Here is an 18,865-nt window from a genome sequence, read left to right as displayed (position 1 = left end):
CAGATCGGGCCGACCGGGCAGAGGAGCCGCCGTGGATGTCGCCGTCGCCCTGATCCTGCTGATCTTCGCCTCCTTCGTCGCGCTCGGCATCGTGGCCACGGTCAGGACGGCCCGGGCGGTACGGCGCGGCGTGGAGCGTACGAGCGTCGAGGCCCGGCGCGTCGTGGAGGAGACCGGTCTCAAGGCGCGCCGCTACACCCAGCCCGGCCCCGCCGGGAAGCTCGCCGAACTGCGCCTCGCGCTGCGCACCTCGGTCGCCAGCACCCGGGAGGCGCTGGAGTCCCGGGCCGCGGACGACTCCGGGCTCAGCGAGGCCGTGGCACTGTTCCGGCGGCTGAGCGGACACGCCACGGAACTCGACGCCGAGCTGAAACTGCTGGAGCGCGAGCCGGACCGCGCCCGGATCTCCGCGCGCCTGGGCGAACTGGAGGAGCGCACCCGCCGCATCACCCACTCCGCCGACTCGCTGCGCTGGGCCGCCCAGGACCGCGCCCGGCGCTTCGCCGACGACGACCTCGCGGCGCTGGGCCGCGACATCGACCTGGAGGCGGGTGCCCTGCGGCACTGGGCGCCGGCGAGCCTGCCCGAGCCGGGCCCCGGGGCGTCCTCGTCCGCGGAGCGTCCGCCGAAGACGCTGTGAGCGCGGGCGGGGCGGGCCGAGGGGTCCGGGCGGTCGGGGCGCCGTCCACCGGGGTCCGCACCCGCCGCGTTCACCTCAGCGGGGCCGTACTGTTGCCGGGCCTTCGGCGCGGGTAACCTCCCGCACATGTCGTCCCATGTCGCTATCGTCACCGATTCCACGGCCTACCTGCCGCAGGAGGCCCTGACCCGGCACCGGATCACCGTGGTTCCGCTGGCGGTGGTCATCGGCGACGAAGCGCTGGAAGAGGGTACCGAGGTATCGGCCCCCGCCGTGGCCCGCGCCCTGGTGCGCCGCAAGCCCGTCACCACGTCCCGGCCCAGCCCCGAGGAGTTCGCCGCCGCCTATCGCGCGGCGGCGGAGGCGGGCGCCACGGAGATCGTCTCCCTGCACCTGTCCGCCGAGTTCTCCGGGACGTACGACGCCGCACGGCTGGCGGCCGGGAGCGCGCCGGTGCCGGTGCGGGTGGTGGACACCGCGATGGTCGCCATGGCCCTGGGCTTCCCCGTCCTCAGCGCCGCCGAGGCCGCGGAGTCGGGCGGCAGCTCCGACGAGATCGTCGCCGCGGCGGAGAAGCGCGCGTCGGACACCTCCGCGTACTTCTACGTCGACACCCTGGACTACCTGCGGCGGGGCGGGCGCATCGGCGCCGCCCAGGCGCTGCTGGGCTCGGCGCTCGCGGTCAAGCCGCTGCTGCAGCTGGACGAGGGCCGGATCCAGCTCATGGAGAAGGTGCGGACGGCGTCCAAGGCGCTCGCCCGCCTGGAGGAGATCGTCGTCGAGCGCGCGGGCTCGCGGCCCGTCGACATCGCCGTGCACCATCTCGCGGCCGCCGACCGGGCCTCCGGCCTCGCGGAGCGCCTGCGCACCCGGGTCCCCGCCCTGCGCACCCTCGTCCTCAGCGAGGTCGGCGCGGTGATCGGGGCCCACACGGGTCCGGGGCTGCTGGGGGCAGTGGTCTCGCCGTTGTGAAACGACCCGAGTGAACCCGAGTGAACCCGAGTGAACCCGGGTGCCCGGGTGCCCGGGTGAACATGAGTCGCCATGAGTGAACGCGAGTAACACCTGCGGGTGGCGGAGTTGTCCACAACGGCCTGGTTGTCCACAGGAATCAAGCAAGATCATCTCTGTGCCGGCGCAAGGCCTACCGTCTCGGACATGGGACCGATCACCGCAACCAGCCGCCGCCACCCGCACGTTCACGCCGACTCCGTCCGCGACCGCGCCGCCGCACTCTTCGACCCGCCGCCCGGGCACCCGCCCGCCGTACTGAACGGGCCCGCGTCGCGCCGTGGTGCGGCGGACCCGGGTACGGACAGCGACACGGCTGCCGACGCGGACGGTGACGGTGACGCTGACGTGCGCGGGGGCGTTGACATGGGCGGAGGCACGGCCGGCCGGCCGCGCGGGGCGGCTGCCCGGCACGGGCCGCCGGGGGTGGCGGTACGGCGCGGCACGGCCTGGCGGCTCGCCCTGACCGAGCGGCTGCCCACGTGGTTCTCCCTGCGCTGCGGGATGGAGCCGAAGACCGCGGTCGCGCTCGCCGCGGTGCTCGTCGTCGCGATCGGGTTCGCGGTGCACCACTTTTGGACGGGCAGGCCGCGGACCGTCGCGGTGCCCCCGGCCGTCTCCACGCTCCCCGCGGCCGTGCCCGCCCCCGTGTCCACCGGTCCCCGCACGCCGCGCCCCGGGCCGGGCCCGCAGGCGGCCCTGGTCGTGGACGTGGCGGGCAAGGTGCGGCGCCCGGGTCTGCGGCGGCTGCCGACCGGGGCACGGGTCGCGGACGCGTTGGAGGCGGCCGGGGGAGCCCTGCCCGGCGCGGACACCAGCGCCCTGAACCTCGCCCGAAGGCTGGCCGACGGTGAGCAGATCGTCGTCGGCCGTGCCGCCGCGCCCGGCCTGCCCGCGCCCGCGGCGGCGGGCGCGGCGCCCGCCCCGCCCGCCGCCGTGAGCCTGAACGGTGCCACCGCCGAGCAGTTGGACACCCTCCCCGGCGTCGGCCCGGTGCTGGCGCGGCACATCATCGAGTACCGCGCCCGGCACGGCGGTTTCGCCAGCGTCGACCAGCTCCGGGACGTGAACGGCATCGGGGACCGCCGGTTCGCCGACCTCAAGCCCCTGGTCACGCCGTGAGCCCCCGCCGTCCCGCGGTGCACGCGGACGCCGCGTCGCCCCGGGGCGCGTCCCATCCGCGTCAAGAGGGCCCGGCGGACCTGCGGTTGCTGGTGCCGGCCCTGGCCGCATGGCTCGCCGCGGGCGTCGCGCTCACCGCGCCCGGGCAGGTGGTGACCGGGCTCTGTGCCGCCGGCGCGCTCGTGGGCGCGGGCATGCTCCTGGCACCCCGGTTCCTGTCGCGGAGCCTGTCGGCGGCCACGGCCACGGCAACGTTCACGGCGGTCGGGACCGCGCTGCTCTGCGGCACCGTCTCCGCGGCAGTGGCGGCCCTGCACGGCGCAGACCTCCATCGGGGCCCCGTGCCCGACCTGGCGGCCCAGCACGCCCACGCCCGCGTCGAGATCACCCTGACCGCCGACCCCCGCATGATCCGCCCCCATGTGCGCGGCGCGGCCCGCGCCCCCGCCGCCGTACTGCTCGAAGCCGAGGCGGTACGCGTCACCGCGCGCGGTACGACGACGGCCGTGCGCACGCCCGTCCTGCTCGTCGCCCGGCAACCGGTCGCACCCTGGGGGTCGTTGCTCCCCTCGACGCGGCTGGTCGTGGAGGCCCGGCTGGCGCCGCCGGGCGACTCGGGCGACCGCGTCGCCGCCGTGCTGTCCGTGCGCGGCCCACCGCGCGCCGTCGGGCCGCCGTCGGCCGTGCAGCGCTTCGCCGGCGGGTTGCGCGCGGGCCTGCGCACCGCCTCCGAGGACCTCGCGCCGGACGCCCGCGCCCTGCTGCCCGGGCTCGTGGTGGGCGACACCACGCGGATCGGCCCGGAACTCCACGACGCCTTCGAGGCCACCGACCTCACCCATCTCACCGCCGTGAGCGGGTCGAACCTCTCCCTCGTCCTGGTCCTCCTCATCGGGCCGCCCGGCATCGCGCTGCGCGCCGAACGCCGGGGCCTGGCCCCGCGACTGGCGCTCCCGCTGCACACCACGGCGGTACTCGGCGGCCTGCTCACCATCGCCTTCGTCGTGGTGTGCCGTCCGGACCCCAGCGTGCTGCGCGCGGCGGTGTGCGGTCTGATCACGCTGCTGGCCATCGGCACCGGACGCCGCCGCTCACTCCTGCCGGCCCTGTGCGCGGCCGTCCTGCTGCTGCTCCTCTACGACCCCTGGCTCGCCCGCTCGTACGGCTTCGCCCTCTCCGTACTGGCCACCGGGGCCCTGCTGACCCTCGCCCCCCGGTGGAGCGCGGCCCTGTGCCGGCGGCGGGTCCCTCCCCGGCTCGCCGAAGTACTGGCGGCATCCGCCGCCGCCCAGGCCGTCTGCGCTCCGCTGCTCGCCGTGCTCGCCGCCCACGTCAGCCTCGTCGCCGTGCCGTGCAACCTGCTGGCCGAACTCGCGGTCGGTCCCGCCACTGTCCTCGGCTTCGCCGCGCTCGCCGCCGCGCCGCCCGCCATGACCGCGGCCAAGGCCCTCGCGTGGCTGGCGGGCCTGCCCACCGGCTGGATCGCCGCCGTCGCCCGGTACGGTGCCGCCCTTCCCGGGGCCACCGTGGACTGGCCCGGCACATGGGCGGGTGCCCTCCTGCTCGCGGCGGTCGTGACGGCCGTCGTCGTCGCGGGCCGCCGTCTGCTGCGCCGGCCCTGGCTGTGCGCCGCGGCCGTGCTGCTGATCGTGCTGACCGTCGTCCGGCCCGTCCCGCTGCCCCGGGCCGTGACGGGATGGCCGCCGCCCGACTGGCGCATGGTCGTCTGCGACGTCGGCCAGGGGGACGCCCTGGTGCTCTCCGCCGGCGGGCGGGGCACCGCGGTGGTCGTCGACACCGGACCCGAACCCCGGCTGGTCGACCGCTGCCTGCGGTCGCTGGGCATCCGGGCCGTTCCCCTCCTCGTCCTGACCCACTTCCACGCCGACCACGTCGACGGTCTGCCGGGCGTCCTGCGCCAACGGGCCGTCGGCGCCATCGAGACGACCGTCCTCGACGCGCCCGCGGACCAGGCGGCGTTCGTCCGCGCCCGGGCGGCCGCGGCCCGCGTCCCCGTGATCCGCGCCGTCGCGGGCGAGCACCGCCGCCTCGGACCGCTGGACTGGCGCGTCCTGTGGCCCCCTTCCGCGCCCTCGGACCTCCCCGTCACCGACGACGCCAATCCCAACGACGCCAGCGTGACCCTCCTCGTGCGCACCGCCGGGCTCACCGTGCTCCTGCTCGGCGACCTCGAACCCGACGCCCAGCGCGCGCTGCTCACCGCCGTGCCCGGGCTGGGCCGCATCGATGTGCTGAAGGTGGCCCATCACGGCTCGGCCTACCAGGACCCCGCCCTCCTGGCCCGCCTCCGTCCCCGGCTCGCCCTCATCAGCTGCGGCAGCGACAACCCCTACGGCCACCCCTCACCCCGCACGATCAGCGCCCTCCGTGCCCAGGGCACCACCGTCCTGCGCACCGACACCGACGGACCCATCGCCGTCCTCGGCGATACCGGCCACCTGCGTGCCGCACCCATGGGACATTCACCGTGACCGGTGCCGAACCGCCCGCCCGTCCTCCCGGCGCGGCCGGGCGGCGGCCGGCGGAACGACGAGGAGAGAGAGCGGATGACCTTCAACTACCGCGACCACGCCGTGGCCTACGCCGCCGAGCGGGGCTGGGAACACGTGTCGTCGACGATGACCTTCGGGGCGACCCGCGTGACGGTCGACGAATTCCGCAAGCCCGGCAAGCGGGTGGTCGCCACCTTCATGAACTTCCAGGCGCTCACCGAGTGGTCCGACTACTGGACCCTGGGCCACTTCGACTTCGGCGACGTCAAGGGCCGCATCGAAGCGGTGCAGTCGGGCGCCCACGTCAAGGCACCCAGCCTGGAGCGCGTCCTGGACGGCGACGTGTAGCGGTCTCAGCTGTTCGCGAGGCCCAGTTCCTCCTCCGGCACGGAGATCACCCAGCGGGTGCTCTGCCGCGGCCGCAGATAGAACCACCAGTACGCGAGGGAGGCCGCCACGATCACACCCGTGATCACCAGATCCTGAGCGGTCTGCTGGACCAGCACGTACGCCAGCACCGCCACCAGCAGCACCGGCACGGCCGGCCACAGCGGCATGCGCCACGCCGACCGCTGCTTGTGGTCGCCCCTGCGTGCCCCGAGCGCCGCCAGCGCCACCACGATGTACATGGCGGCCACCGCGACACCCGTCACCCCGCTCAGCGTCTCCACCGGCACGAAGCACAGCACCGCCCCCGGCACACCCACCGCCAGCGTGGCGATCCACGGCGCCCCGAATCGCTTGCTGAGCGTCCCGAACGCCCTGTTGACCGGTGTCGGCCAGGCGCGGTCGCGCGCCGACGCGTACAGCACACGGGAGTTCTGGATCACCATCACGATGCCCGCGTTGATTATCGCCAGTGCGATGCAGAGGCTGATGAAGGTGCCGACCGCGGAATTGCTCCAGCCCTGCACGAGGGCCGACAGGTCGCCTGCGGTCAGGGAGTCCATGTCGGGTGCGCCCAGCGTGATGGCGATCGTCGGGACGATCACCACCAGGGCGCCGATGCCGAGCGTCCACAGCACGGTGCGCGAGACGGTGCGGCGCGGGTTCTCCATCTCCTCCGACAGGTAGACCGCCGTGCTGAAGCCCTGCAGCACGAACAGTGCGATGGCCAGGCCCGCCACGATCGTCCCGGCCGTGACCGCCGTGCCCAGCCCGTGCCCGCCCTGGGTCACGGGGTGGACCAGCACCGAGGCAGGCCGGGCGCGGTGCGAGAAGCCCAGGAAGGCCACCATGCCGGCCGCCACCACCTCCAGCACGAGGAAGATGCCGGTGATCCAGGCATTGGCCCGCAGGTCCAGCAGGCCCATCACGGTCGCCAGCAGCATCACCGCGGCGCCCGCGACCTTGGGGTCGATCTGCGCGAGCGGCGCCAGGTACTCACCCGTTCCCAGCGCGATGATCGGCGGCACGATCATGACCACGATCAGGGACAGCACGAACACGATCCATCCGGCCAGCCGGCCGATCAGCGTGCCGACCATCGCGTACTCGCCGCCCGCGCTGGGGATCAGGGTGCCGAGCTCGGAGTAGCAGAACGCCACCGCGACGCACAGCACGGCCGCGATCACGATGGTCAGCGCGGTGCCCGTGCCCAGGTCGGCGAAGAGCGGCGGCACGATGACGAACAACGACGAAGCGGGCGTCAGGCAGGAGAGCGTCAGCAGCGTTCCGCCCACGACGCCGATCGACCGCTTCAGTGCCCTCGGCGCCTCGATGGGCGGGGCCAGGGGTGAGTGCGGGGCCGCCGGCGGGTGAAGCATGTCGGTCATGCGCGCATCCGATCAGGTCGGGCTGAAGGGGGCTACCGCCTCCGGTCCAGGGAAACTCGGAACGGAATGTTCATCTCCGTTCCGAGGATGAAACCCTGGCCGTCAAGGCCACGTCAAGAGCCTCTGAACAACGAAATCCGTAGCCAAGAAGCCGTCCGTCCAGCGTAAAACCACTGCCTCCTGGGCGATTGAGTGCGCTAATCCGCACCGGGAGTGGGAAATCGCCACGCCGGGACTGTCGTTGGGCCCCGGTCCTTCCCGCGTCGCGGACCCTGGCGTTCGTGACGGTGCCTCGCCAAGCTGACGCCATGGACGCATCCCAGGCGGACGCCTACCTCCGCCGCATCGGCGCCCCGCGCCCCACCCGACCCGACGCCGACGCACTGCGCGAACTCCACGTGCGCCATCTGGTCGCCGTCCCGTTCGAGAACCTCTCCCTCCACCTCGGGGAGCCCGTCACCCTGGTTCCCGACGCCCTCCACGACAAGATCGTCGGGGCCCGGCGCGGCGGCTACTGCTACGAGCTCAACGGCGCCTTCGCGGCACTGCTGACCGCCCTCGGCTACGACGTCGGCCTCCTGGCCTGCCGCGGCATCAGCCCGGACGGGCTCGGCATCCCCTACGACCACCTCGCCCTGCGTGTCCGCACCGCCGACGGGGCCACCCTCCTCGCCGACGTGGGCTTCGGCCGCCACGCCCACCACCCGCTGCCGCTCACCACGGACACCGACCAGTCCGACCCCGGCGGCGTCTTCCGCTTCACCCCCGCTCCCCTGGGCGACCCCGACCTCCTGCACGACGGAACCCCCGTCTACCGTCTCGACCTGCGCCCCCGCGAGCTCGCCGACTTCGAGGTCGGCTCCTGGTACCAGCAGACCTCCCCCCGCTCCCACTTCACCACGTCCCTGGTCTGCTCCCGCCTCACCGACGACGGTGGCCGCCTCACCCTGACCGGCCGCACCCTCATCACGACCGCGCCCGACGGCACCCGCCACGAAGTCCCCCTCGACACGGACAGCGAGGTCCTGGAGGCCTACCGCGACGGCTTCGGACTCGCGCTCGACCGTGTCCCGCGGCTGCGCGCCCCGCTCGGCCTCACGGCACCACTGCCGTCGCCGTGATCTCCACCAACTGCCCGGTGTAGCCGAGGCACGCCACGCCGACCAGGGTGGAGGTGTGGGGCCCTTCGCTGAGGCCGCAGGTGCGGACGACGTCCCAGACCCGGGCGAGGTCGGCGGGATCGTGGGCGACCACGTACACGGTGGTGGCGACGACGTGGGGGAGGCCGCTGCCGATCGCGTGGAGGGCCTCGTCGAGGTTGGCGACGACCTGGTGGGCCTGGGCCACGGGGTCGCCGGGGCCGACGAGCTCACCGTCGGCGTCGAGGGGGACGGAGCCGGCCAGGAAGGCGACGCGGGTGCCGGTCTCGACGACGGCGGCGTGCGCGTAGCCGGGCGGCGGGAAGAGGGACGGGACGATCGTGTGACGGGTCATTGCGGCAGCCTGCGGCGGGCGCCGGGGACGTGTCACCCGATTTTCGGCGTGCGCCGGACCGCGAGGACGCCGCCCAGCTCGTCCGCCGCCCGCCCGCCCGCGCCCGCCGGGTCGGCGCCGTGCGAGCGGTCCCTGCCGGCACGGCGAACACCACCGCCGCCTCAGGGGTTTGGCAACCGTGATCTCGGCGGTGCCGCCGCGCCGTGCCGAGTCCACCGCGCCCGTGCGCAGACCCGGGGGCGGTCCGAGAAGTGCAACCGCCGTGTCACGGGATGCCCATGGGTGCGTATCAGCAGGCATGAGGGGCCCGGAGCCGTGGCAGGTTGACCTCATGACCATCATCGGCTGGATCGTGCTCGGCCTGCTGGCAGGCGCCATCGCCAAGATACTGCTGCCCGGCAGGGACCCGGGCGGCCTGGTCGGAACGACGCTCATCGGGATCGCGGGCGCCCTCGTCGGCGGCTGGATCTCGGCGAAGTTCCTGCACCACCCCATCACCAAGGAGTTCTACGATCTGCCCACCTGGGGGGCCGCGATCGGCGGCGCCCTGGTGCTGCTGATCGTCTACCGCGTCCTGTTCGGCGACTCCCGCTCCCGCTGAACGGGAGCCGCCGCGCACCGCTCCGGGCCGAGGCCCGGGCCCGGTTCTAGTCCTCTTCCTCCAGCCAGCCCTCGAACTCCTCCGCCAGCGCGTTCAGCGCGGCGGGATCCAGTTCGCCGTCCTCGTCGTTGACGACGACGAGCCACTGGGCGTCTTCGGCGTCGTCCTCTCCCGCGAGGGCGTCGCGGACGATCTGGGGGCGGGCAGGGAGGTCGAAGCGCTCTGAGGCTTCGTCGGCGGCGTCCTCCGCGGAGTCGCGGTCGGGCAGTACGAGGACATGTCTGACGTCATTCACCGGGACATTGTGTCGGACCCGCGTGGGATGCTGGACGGCGATGCCCAGGAACAGTACGACAGACAGTCCGCTCGCCCCCGTCACGATCGCGGTGGGGCAGGAGGACCTGCTTCTCGACCGCGCCGTGCGGGAGGTCGTGCTCGCCGCGCGGGCGGCCGACGCCGACACCGATGTGCGCGATCTCACTCCCGAAGCGGTGCAGCCGGGCACCCTCGCGGAGTTGACCAGCCCGTCGCTGTTCGCGGAGCGGAAGGTCGTGGTCGTCCGCAACGCGCAGGACCTGTCCGCGGACACGATCAAGGACGTGAAGGCCTACCTGGCGGCCCCCGTGGAGGAGATCACCCTCGTCCTGCTGCACGCGGGCGGTGCCAAGGGCAAGGGCCTGCTGGACGCGGCCCGCAAGGCGGGGGCGCGCGAGGTGGCGTGCCCGAAGATGACCAAGCCGGCGGACCGGCTGGCCTTCGTGCGCGGGGAGTTCCGCACCCTGGGCCGGTCGGCGACCCCCGAGGCCTGCCAGGCTCTCGTGGACGCGCTGGGAAGCGATCTGCGCGAGCTGGCGAGCGCCTGCGCGCAACTGGCCGCCGACGTGGAGGGCGCGATCGACGTGGCCGTCGTCGCCCGCTACTACACCGGTCGCGCCGAGGCGACCGGCTTCGAGGTCGCGGACCTGGCGGTCACCGGCCGTACGGCCGAGGCCCTGGAACGGCTGCGCTGGGCCATCGCCGTCGGCCAGCCGCTGCCCGGCATCACCTTCGCGCTGGCCTCCGGCGTACGGGCCATCGGCAAGCTCGCCTCCGCCCCGCGCGGCGCCCGGCCGGCCGACCTCGCCCGCGAGCTGGGCATGCCGCCGTGGAAGATCGACCGGGTACGCCAGCAGATGCGCGGCTGGTCCGGGGACGGGGTCTCCACGGCGCTGCGCGCGGTCGCGGAGGCCGACGCGGCGGTCAAGGGCGGCGGCGCCGACCCGGCGTACGCCCTGGAGAAGGCCGTCGTGTCGATCGCGCGCGCCTCCCGCGCCCGCTGACCTGCGCGGTGGTCCGCCCTCACGGGAGCACGCCGAAGGGCCCCGTACCGGGGAGGTACGAGGCCCTTCGAGGACCGCACCCGCGTGGCGAACGCAGGCCGCGTGCGGCCGGTGGATCATGTCTGCCGGTGGTGGAGCGGGTGAGAGGGACCGCTGTGCCCGTCACCGGCGAGGTGTTGCCGGGTACCGCTGGGTACTGACGAGAAGGCTCAGGCCTGGAGCGCGGCGACCTTGACGGCCAGCGCGGACTTCTTGTTGGCGGCCTGGTTCTTGTGGATGACGCCCTTGCTCACGGCCTTGTCGAGCTTCTTGCCGGCGAGGCGCGCGGCCTCGGTGGCCTTCTCGACGTCGCCGGTGGCCACGGCCTCACGGGTGCGGCGGATGGCGGTCTTGAGCTCGGACTTGACGGCCTTGTTGCGCAGGCGCGCCTTCTCGTTGGTCTTGTTGCGCTTGATCTGGGACTTGATGTTCGCCACGAAAGAGCCTTCTCAGGTGTGATCTGATGGGGTTCGCGCCTCGGGTAGAGGGCACGAAGCGCGACTGCCCAGGTTAGCAGTCGGCCGCTGTGCCGCCCAAACCGGCGCTCCCGGGCCCGGTCCCGGCGCCGCGCGCGGGCGCTTCCGGGCCGCCCGGCACGGTCCCCGGCCCCGCTCATGGGACTATGGGAGCCATACGTATCGATCCGACCAGAGGCGACAGGCGCCTCAAGAGACAGGACCCTGCGTGCCCGCGACCCCTTCGAACGTGCCGGAGCCGAGCCGTACCGACCCGGCGCTGATCCGCAATTTCTGCATCATCGCGCACATCGACCACGGCAAGTCGACCCTTGCCGACCGGATGCTCCAGCTCACCGGTGTGGTGGATCAGCGGCAGATGCGCGCCCAATACCTCGACCGGATGGACATCGAGCGCGAGCGCGGCATCACGATCAAGTCCCAGGCGGTCCGTCTGCCCTGGGCGCCCACCACGGGCGCCGATGAGGGGAAGACCCACATCCTGAACATGATCGACACCCCGGGGCACGTGGACTTCACCTACGAGGTCTCCCGGTCGCTCGCGGCCTGTGAGGGCACCATCCTGCTGGTCGACGCCGCCCAGGGCATCGAGGCGCAGACGCTGGCCAACCTCTACCTGGCGATGGAGAACGACCTCACCATCGTCCCGGTGCTGAACAAGATCGACCTGCCGGCCGCGCAGCCCGAGAAGTTCTCCGAGGAACTGGCCAACCTCATCGGCTGCGACCCCTCCGACGTGCTGAGGGTCTCGGCCAAGACCGGTCTCGGGGTCGAGGCGCTGCTCGACCGGGTCGTGGAGACCGTCCCGGCCCCGGTCGGCGTCGCGGACGCCCCGGCCCGCGCGATGATCTTCGACTCGGTCTACGACTCCTACCGCGGCGTCGTCACCTACGTCCGGGTCGTCGACGGTCAGCTCAGCAAGCGCGAGCGCATCAAGATGATGTCCACCGGCGCCACCCACGAGTTGCTGGAGATCGGCACCAACTCGCCGGAGATGCTGCCGGCCGACGGCCTCGGCGTCGGCGAGGTGGGCTACCTGATCACCGGTGTGAAGGACGTCCGCCAGTCCAAGGTCGGTGACACGATCACCCAGCAGTCCAAGGGCGCCACCGAGGCCCTGGGCGGCTACAAGGACCCCAAGCCCATGGTGTTCTCGGGCCTGTACCCGCTGGACGGCTCGGACTACCCGGAACTGCGCGACGCGCTGGACAAGCTCCAGCTCAACGACGCCGCCCTGGTCTACGAGCCGGAGACCTCGGCCGCCCTCGGCTTCGGTTTCCGCGTCGGCTTCCTCGGCCTGCTCCACCTGGACGTGATCCGCGAGCGCCTGGAGCGCGAGTTCGGCCTCGACCTGATCGCCACCGCCCCCAACGTGGTCTACCGCGTGGTCATGGAGGACGGTGCCGAGCACATCGTCACCAACCCCAGCGAGTTCCCCGAGGGCAAGATCGGCGAGGTGTACGAGCCGGTGGTGCGCGCCACGATCCTGGCGCCCACCGAGTTCATCGGCGCGATCATGGAGCTGTGCCAGACCCGGCGCGGCACGCTGCTGGGCATGGACTACCTCTCCGAGGACCGGGTGGAGATCCGCTACACCCTGCCGCTCGCCGAGATCGTCTTCGACTTCTTCGACCAGCTGAAGTCCAAGACCCGCGGCTACGCCTCGCTCGACTACGAGCCCACCGGCGAGCAGACCTCCAGCCTGGTCAAGGTCGACATCCTGCTGCACGGCGACAAGGTGGACGCCTTCTCGGCGATCACGCACAAGGACGCGGCCTACGCGTACGGCGTGCGGCTCGTCGCCAAGCTGCGCGAGCTCATCCCGCGGCAGGCCTTCGAGGTGCCGATCCAGGCCGCCATCGGCTCCCGCGTCATCGCCCGCGAGACCATCCGCGCCATCCGCAAGGACGTCCTCGCCAAGTGCTACGGCGGTGACATCTCCCGCAAGCGGAAGCTGCTGGAGAAGCAGAAGGAGGGCAAGAAGCGGATGAAGATGGTCGGTTCCGTGGAGGTGCCGCAGGAGGCCTTCATCGCGGTCCTGTCCAGCGACGAGGGCGCGGCCAAGAAGAAGTGACCGCCGGCGGGGGCGGGACGGCCGGTCGGCCGCCCGACTCGCCGCGTACGAGGGGCGTTTGTCCGATGACCGGACAGGCGCCCTTTCGTATGAGCGGTGCGGCATTCGGGTGATTGGGGAAAAAGCCGCTCACGTGCGGTTTCCGGGGCTGGTCGGGGGCGTTACCCATGGTGACGGCGGCGAAAGTCGTCGCCGTGGAAGGGGAATGTGTCGTGAAGTACTCGAAGGCCGCGGCCGTCGTCGCAGGTTCCGTGATCGCGCTGGGCGCCGCCGGTGCCGCCGCGTCCCCCGCCTTCGCCGGTGACGGCTCGCTCCCGCTCGGGAAGGGCCCGATGAAGCTGCTGGACGCCAAGGACGAGGTCACCAAGACCGGCCTGAAGGCGGTCACCGGTAAGACGGGCGAACTGCTGGGCGGGGTCGGCAAGTCGGGCGGCACCACCGGCATGATCGGCGGCCTGCCCATCGGCGGCTGATCGCCCCTGTGCTCCGCGGTGTCGCCGGAGGGTGGCCGGCGTGACGGCGGGAGGCGGGCTCCCCGGATTCCGGGAGAGCCCGCCGTTTGCGTCTGCGGCACGCGGGATCCATGGGACGTGCACGTGGGCAGAGTAGATGTATGTGTCACCTGTCTCACCCCTCGTGGTTGCAACGCGGTGAACGCGGCCCCTTACAAACCGGGCGCGGATTGCCTACCCTGATCACCAATCGCGGGTTACTCGCGAGTCACCCAGCAATGTGGCGGGCCCCGGAGGTTGTCGTGACCGACACGCAGACTTTGATCGAGAACCGGCCGCCCTCGGTGGCGAACCTGTTCCTGGAGCGCGTCGAGGCCACGCCCGACGCCGAGGCGTACCGCTACCCGGTGCTCTCGGCGGGCGGCGGCCCGGACTCCTGGCGTTCACTCAGCTGGCAGGAGGCCGCGACCAGGGTCTACGCCATCGCGGCCGGTCTGATGGACCTCGGTGTACGCCCCGAGGAGCGGGTGGCCATCGCCTCCGCCACCCGGGTGGAGTGGATCCTGGCCGACCTGGGCGTGCTGTGCGCGGGCGCCGCGACCACCACGGTCTACCCCAGCACCAACGCCGACGAGACGGCCTTCATCCTGGCCGACTCCGGCAGCCGCGTGCTGATCGCCGAGGACGCCGCCCAGCTGGCCAAGGTCGTCGAGCGCCGCGCGGAGCTGCCCGAGCTGAGCCACGTCGTGGTCATCGACGCGGAAGGCGTGGGAACCGACACCGCCACCGGCGACGACGGGTGGGTGCTCTCCCTGGCCGACCTGGAGAAGCGCGGCGCGGTCTACCTGGAGAAGAACCCCGAGGCGGTCCGTGACGCCGTGGGCGCGCTCACCAAGGACCAACTGGCGACCCTCATCTACACCTCCGGGACCACCGGCCGCCCCAAGGGTGTCCGCCTGCCGCACGACTGCTGGGCGTACATGGCCCGCGCCATCGAGGCCAACGGCCTACTGGAAGCGGCGGACGTCCAGTACCTCTGGCTGCCGCTGGCGCACGTCTTCGGCAAGGTGCTCACCGCCGGGCACATCACCATCGGCCACGTGACCGCCGTGGACGGCCGGGTGGACAAGATCATCGAGAACCTGCCGGTGGTGCAGCCCACCTACATGGCCGCCGTCCCCCGGATCTTCGAGAAGGTCTACAACGGTGTGGCCGCCAAGGCCCGCGCCGGCGGCGGCGCGAAGTACAAGATCTTCAAGTGGGCCGCCGAGGTCGCCCGCGAGTACGCCAAGGTCACCCAGGACAACCGCCGCCGCACCGGAACGCCCAGTGCCCCCTTCGCGCTGTCCGCGCAGCACGCCGTCGCCGACCGCCTGGTGTACGCCAAGCTCCGCGAGGCCTTCGGCGGCAAGCTGCGCGCCTGCGTCTCCGGCTCCGCCGCCCTGGCCCCGGAGATCGGCTACTTCTTCTCCGGCGCCGGCATCCACATCCTGGAGGGCTACGGCCTGACCGAGTCCAGCGCGGCCAGCTTCGTCAACCCGGGCGAGGCCTACCGCACCGGCACCGTCGGCAAGCCGCTGCCCGGCACCGAGGTGCGCATCGCCGAGGACGGCGAGATCCTGCTCCGCAGCCCCGGCATCATGCAGGGCTACCACGGGCTGCCGGAGAAGACCGCCGAGGTGCTGGAGCCCGACGGCTGGTTCCACACCGGTGACATCGGCGAACTGTCCGCGGACGGCTTCCTCACCATCACCGACCGCAAAAAGGACATCATCAAGAACTCCAACGGCAAGTACATCGCCCCGGCCGCCGTCGAGGGCCAGTTCAAGGCCGTGTGCCCGTTCGTCAGCAACGTCCTGGTGATCGGCGCCGCCCGCAACTTCTGCAGCGCCCTGATCGCCCTCGACGAGCCCACCATCCTCGGCTGGGCCGCGGAGAACGGCCTGGAGGGCAGGCCGTACGCGGAGGTCGTCGCCTCGGACCAGGTGCGCCGGCTCATCGACGGCTACGTGCGGCGCGTCAACGAGGACCTGCAGCGCTGGCAGCAGATCAAGACCTTCCGGGTGCTGCCCCGCGACCTCGACGTGGAGCACGGCGACCTGACGCCGAGCCTGAAGCTCAAGCGGCCGGTCGTGGAGCGGGAGTTCAAGGACCTGATCGACGACATGTACTCCGGCACCCGCGAGGGCTGAGCCCCGCGGCCGCCCGCGCCGGGTCAGTCGCCCCGGCGCGGGCCCGGTGGGTCCACCGCGCGGACGGCGCGCTCCAGCGCGGCCACGCGCAGCGCCAGTTCGGCCACGTCGGCACGGCCGTCGGCGGCGAGATGCCGTTCGACGGCCGTGAGGCGTTCCGCGACGGCCTCCAGCCGCTCCCGGTCAAGGGTCAGCAGATCGCGCAGTTCGCGGGCGGTGCGGTGGAGTTCGAGGAAGACGGAGACCTTGGCGCGCAGCACCCAGGGGTCGAAGGGCTTGGTCAGGTAGTCCGCCGCGCCCGTGGCGTAGCCGCGGAAGGCGAAGGTCGTGTCGAGGTCGTTCCCGGTCAGGAAGATGATCGGGATCTCCTTGGTCTGGTCGAGGCGCTTGATGTTCGCGGCGGTCTCGAAGCCGTCCATGCCCGGCATGAGGACGTCCAGCAGGACCACGGCGAACTCCTGGCGCAGCAGTGCCTTCATCGCCTCCTCCCCGGAACGGGCCCGGACCATCGGCCGGTTGAGCGAGCCGAGGATGGCCTCCAGGGCCATCAGGTTGTCCTCCATGTCGTCGACCAGGAGAATGCCGGCCCTGTCGGTGCCGGTGACCGTGCCGGCGGCGCCGGGCGTCACCGGCCGGGCCGCCCGGCGTCGCCGGGGACCCCGCGATCGCGCGGGTCATCGGGGTCGCCGTACGAGCCGGTGTCCTCCGGGCGGCGGTCGCCGCGCGCCGCGCCCTCGGCGGCCTCAGGGTCCAGCAGCAGGTGGGCGGTGTTGAGCAGCCGGTCGACGTCCACCGGCTTGGGCACGTAGTCGTTGGCACCGCAGGCGATGGAACGCTCGCGGTCGCCGGGCATCACCTTGGCGGTCAGGGCGATGATCGGCAGGTCCGCGAAGCGCGGGGTGCGGCGGATGGCCGCGATCGTCTCGTAGCCGTCCATCTCGGGCATCATGATGTCCATCAGGACCAGCGCTACGTCGGGGTTCTTCTCCAGCGTCTCGATGCCCTCCCGGCCGTTCTCGGCGTAGAGAACCGGCATGCCGACCCGGCCCAGCACATGCGTGAGGGCGAAGACGTTGCGGATGTCGTCGTCCACGATGAGCACGCGGTTGCCGGCCAGCACACGGCCCGCGCGACCGTCGCGCCACTCCTCCAGCCGGGTCGAGGTGGGCCAGGCCGGGGCCTGCTCCGCGGGGAGGTACGTGGCGAGCGCGGCGAGGGGGCGGCGGCCGCCGTCGCGCCAAGAGGGCGCCGCCGGAGCCTTCTCGCCGCCCCCTTCGCCGACGGCGTGCTCCGGCTCGGGCTCTCCGGAGCCGGGGGCATGGCCCGCGTACACGGCCGGCACGTAGAAGGTGAAGGTGCTGCCGCGGCCGGGCTCGCTCTCGGCGACGATGCGGCCGCCGAGCAGCCCCGCGATCTCCCGGCTGATGGACAGGCCGAGGCCGGTGCCGCCGTACTTGCGATTGGTGGTGCCGTCGGCCTGCTGGAAGGCCTCGAAGATCACCGGAAGCTTCTCGCCGGCGATGCCGATGCCGGTGTCCCGCACGGCGAACGCGATCAGGTCGTCACTGCCCTCGCACCGGGCCACGCGCAGCTCGACGCGGCCCTGCGAGGTGAACTTGATCGCGTTGGAGAGCAGATTGCGCAGGATCTGCTGGAGCCGCTGCTCGTCGGAGAACATCTCGCGCGGCACGTCCTCGCCGACGGTGACGTCGAAGGCCAGCCCGCGGTCCAGGGTGATCGGGCGGAACGTGGCGTGCACATAGTCCAGCAGCTTGATCAGCGGCAGTTTCTTGGGGCGCACGTCCATCCGGCCGGCCTCGATCTTCGACAGGTCGAGGATGTCGTTGATCAGCTGCAGCAGGTCCGAGCCGGAACGGTGGATGGTGCCGGCGAACTGCACCTCCTGCTCGTTCAGATGGCCGTCGGGGTTGTCGGCGAGCAGCCGGGCCAGGATGAGCAGCGAGTTGAGCGGGGTGCGCAGCTCGTGCGACATGTTGGCCAGGAACTCCGACTTGTACTGCGAGGAGGTGGCCAGCAGGGCCGCCTTCTCCTCCAGTTCGGCGTTGGAGCGCTGCAGCTCCGCCTGCTGCCGCTGGAGCTCGTCCGAGCGCTCCTGGAGCTGCTGCGCCAGCCGCTGGGACTGCGACAGCAGCGACTCCGTGCGGGAGTTGGCGATGATCGTGTTGATCGCGACGCCGATGGTGCTCACGAACTGGTCGAAGAAGGCCAGGTGGACGTCGGAGAACCGGGAGAACGACGCCAGCTCGATGACCCCGAGCAGTTCGTCCTCGAAGAGGATCGGGATGATCACGACACTGGCCGGGGCCGCCTCGCCCAGCCCCGAATTGATCTTGATGTAGCCGGGCGGGGCCTCCTCCACCAGGATGCGCTTCTTCTCCAGCGCCGCCTGCCGCACCAGCCCGTGCCCGGGCATCCCCGGAGTGTCGACGGTGGCGCCCTGCGCCGACCCGTAGCCCGCGATGAACGCGAGGCCGCGCGGGGCGCGCAACCGCGTGGACCCCGAGCCGTCGGCCTCGGTCTCGGCCAGGAAGAAGGCCCCGTACTGGGCGTTCACCAGCGGCGTCAGCTCGCGCAGGATCAGGTCGGCGACCTCCATGAGGTCGCGGTGCCCCTGCATCAGGCCGGCGAGGCGGGCGAGGTTGGACTCCAGCCAGTCCTTGGCGCGGGTGGTCTCCCGCAGGTTGGACACCATCAGGTTGATGTTGTTCTTGAGCTCGGCGACCTCGCCCTGCGCCTCGACCGCGATACTGCGGGACATGTCGCCCTGCGCGACGGCGGAGGCCACCTCCGCGATGGCGCGGACCTGCGTGGTGAGGTTGGAGGCGAGCTCGTTGACATTGGTCGTCAGGCGCTTCCACGTGCCGTACACGCCCTCGACGCGGGCCTGACCGCCCAGCTGGCCCTGGCTGCCGACCTCCCGGGCCACCCGGGTCACCTCGGAGGAGAACGAGGAGAGGGTGTCCACCATTGTGTTGATGGTGGTCTTGAGCTCCAGGATCTCGCCGCGGGCGTCGACGTCGATCTTCTTCGACAGGTCGCCCTGGGCGACGGCGGTGGCGACCTGGGCGATGTTGCGGACCTGGCTGGTGAGGTTGTCGGCCATGAAGTTGACGTTGTCGGTGAGGTCCTTCCACGC

The 18,865-nt window shown here is 72.3% G+C and carries 17 protein-coding genes; 11 read left to right on the top strand and 6 right to left on the bottom strand.

The features are described 5' to 3' along the window. Positions 1-31 precede the first annotated feature (31 nt). From PV364_RS34515 to PV364_RS34495, 5 genes are all read left to right on the top strand, one after another. Positions 32-640: a hypothetical protein gene (locus PV364_RS34515; protein WP_319664634.1), complete on the top strand. Its 609-nt coding sequence runs from the start codon at positions 32-34 to the stop codon at positions 638-640. Between the two features lie 126 nt (positions 641-766). After that, positions 767-1,612: a DegV family protein gene (locus tag PV364_RS34510; RefSeq protein ID WP_319664633.1), complete on the top strand. Its 846-nt coding sequence runs from the start codon at positions 767-769 to the stop codon at positions 1,610-1,612. 186 nt (positions 1,613-1,798) lie between these two features. Next, positions 1,799-2,773, top strand: coding sequence for a ComEA family DNA-binding protein (locus tag PV364_RS34505; protein WP_319664632.1), 975 nt, complete (start codon positions 1,799-1,801; stop codon positions 2,771-2,773). After that, positions 2,770-5,265 carry a ComEC/Rec2 family competence protein gene (locus PV364_RS34500; RefSeq protein WP_319664630.1) on the top strand — a complete coding sequence of 832 codons (2,496 nt, stop codon included), beginning with the start codon at positions 2,770-2,772 and terminating at the stop codon, positions 5,263-5,265. The genes PV364_RS34505 and PV364_RS34500 overlap by 4 nt, the downstream gene beginning before the upstream one ends. Before the next feature lie 75 nt (positions 5,266-5,340). Next, positions 5,341-5,634: a hypothetical protein gene (locus PV364_RS34495; RefSeq protein ID WP_319664629.1), complete on the top strand. Its 294-nt coding sequence runs from the start codon at positions 5,341-5,343 to the stop codon at positions 5,632-5,634. Between the two features lie 5 nt (positions 5,635-5,639). Here the strand turns inward: PV364_RS34495 and PV364_RS34490 are convergent, their stop codons facing one another. Then, positions 5,640-7,061 carry an APC family permease gene (locus PV364_RS34490; protein ID WP_319664628.1) on the bottom strand — a complete coding sequence of 474 codons (1,422 nt, stop codon included), beginning with the start codon at positions 7,059-7,061 and terminating at the stop codon, positions 5,640-5,642. Between the two features lie 308 nt (positions 7,062-7,369). On the opposite strand from PV364_RS34490, the gene PV364_RS34485 reads away from it, so the two are divergent. Further along, the gene (locus PV364_RS34485; RefSeq protein WP_319664627.1) at positions 7,370-8,182 is read left to right on the top strand and encodes an arylamine N-acetyltransferase; all 813 of its coding nucleotides are present in this window, start codon (positions 7,370-7,372) and stop codon (positions 8,180-8,182) included. On the opposite strand, the gene PV364_RS34480 is transcribed toward PV364_RS34485, so the two are convergent. Continuing rightward, on the bottom strand, positions 8,157-8,555 hold the full coding sequence (locus tag PV364_RS34480) for a RidA family protein (protein ID WP_319664626.1): 399 nt from the start codon (positions 8,553-8,555) through the stop codon (positions 8,157-8,159). The two genes, PV364_RS34485 and PV364_RS34480, sit on opposite strands and share 26 nt — an antisense overlap. A gap of 331 nt (positions 8,556-8,886) precedes the next feature. Between PV364_RS34480 and PV364_RS34475 the strand changes: the two genes are divergently transcribed. Further along, the gene (locus PV364_RS34475; RefSeq protein WP_319664625.1) at positions 8,887-9,156 is read left to right on the top strand and encodes a GlsB/YeaQ/YmgE family stress response membrane protein; all 270 of its coding nucleotides are present in this window, start codon (positions 8,887-8,889) and stop codon (positions 9,154-9,156) included. Between the two features lie 46 nt (positions 9,157-9,202). Here PV364_RS34475 and PV364_RS34470 read toward each other — a convergent pair whose 3' ends face one another. Beyond that, complete coding sequence (locus PV364_RS34470) at positions 9,203-9,451, bottom strand: hypothetical protein (RefSeq protein ID WP_319664624.1); 249 nt, start codon at positions 9,449-9,451, stop codon at positions 9,203-9,205. Between the two features lie 40 nt (positions 9,452-9,491). Here PV364_RS34470 and holA point away from each other — a divergent pair, with 40 nt between their 5' ends. Continuing rightward, positions 9,492-10,475 carry a DNA polymerase III subunit delta gene (gene holA, locus PV364_RS34465; RefSeq protein ID WP_319664623.1) on the top strand — a complete coding sequence of 328 codons (984 nt, stop codon included), beginning with the start codon at positions 9,492-9,494 and terminating at the stop codon, positions 10,473-10,475. A 209-nt stretch (positions 10,476-10,684) separates the two neighbouring features. Here holA and rpsT read toward each other — a convergent pair whose 3' ends face one another. Then, positions 10,685-10,951: a 30S ribosomal protein S20 gene (gene rpsT / locus PV364_RS34460; protein WP_319664622.1), complete on the bottom strand. Its 267-nt coding sequence runs from the start codon at positions 10,949-10,951 to the stop codon at positions 10,685-10,687. 247 nt (positions 10,952-11,198) lie between these two features. Here rpsT and lepA point away from each other — a divergent pair, with 247 nt between their 5' ends. From lepA to PV364_RS34445, 3 genes are all read left to right on the top strand, one after another. Next, positions 11,199-13,064: a translation elongation factor 4 gene (lepA, locus tag PV364_RS34455; RefSeq protein ID WP_319664621.1), complete on the top strand. Its 1,866-nt coding sequence runs from the start codon at positions 11,199-11,201 to the stop codon at positions 13,062-13,064. A gap of 212 nt (positions 13,065-13,276) precedes the next feature. After that, complete coding sequence (locus PV364_RS34450) at positions 13,277-13,537, top strand: hypothetical protein (RefSeq protein WP_319664620.1); 261 nt, start codon at positions 13,277-13,279, stop codon at positions 13,535-13,537. A gap of 281 nt (positions 13,538-13,818) precedes the next feature. Next, on the top strand, positions 13,819-15,708 hold the full coding sequence (locus PV364_RS34445; RefSeq protein WP_319664619.1) for an AMP-dependent synthetase/ligase: 1,890 nt from the start codon (positions 13,819-13,821) through the stop codon (positions 15,706-15,708). A gap of 23 nt (positions 15,709-15,731) precedes the next feature. Here the strand turns inward: PV364_RS34445 and PV364_RS34440 are convergent, their stop codons facing one another. After that, the gene (locus tag PV364_RS34440; protein ID WP_401976299.1) at positions 15,732-16,271 is read right to left on the bottom strand and encodes a two-component system response regulator; all 540 of its coding nucleotides are present in this window, start codon (positions 16,269-16,271) and stop codon (positions 15,732-15,734) included. A gap of 62 nt (positions 16,272-16,333) precedes the next feature. Beyond that, positions 16,334-18,865 (bottom strand): ATP-binding protein (locus tag PV364_RS34435; protein WP_319664617.1); only part of this gene is annotated, 2,532 nt, incomplete at its 5' end.

Source organism: Streptomyces sp. MI02-7b (assembly GCF_033793585.1).
Lineage (GTDB): Bacteria > Actinomycetota > Actinomycetes > Streptomycetales > Streptomycetaceae > Actinacidiphila.
This window is presented reverse-complemented; position numbering and strand designations above follow the sequence as displayed.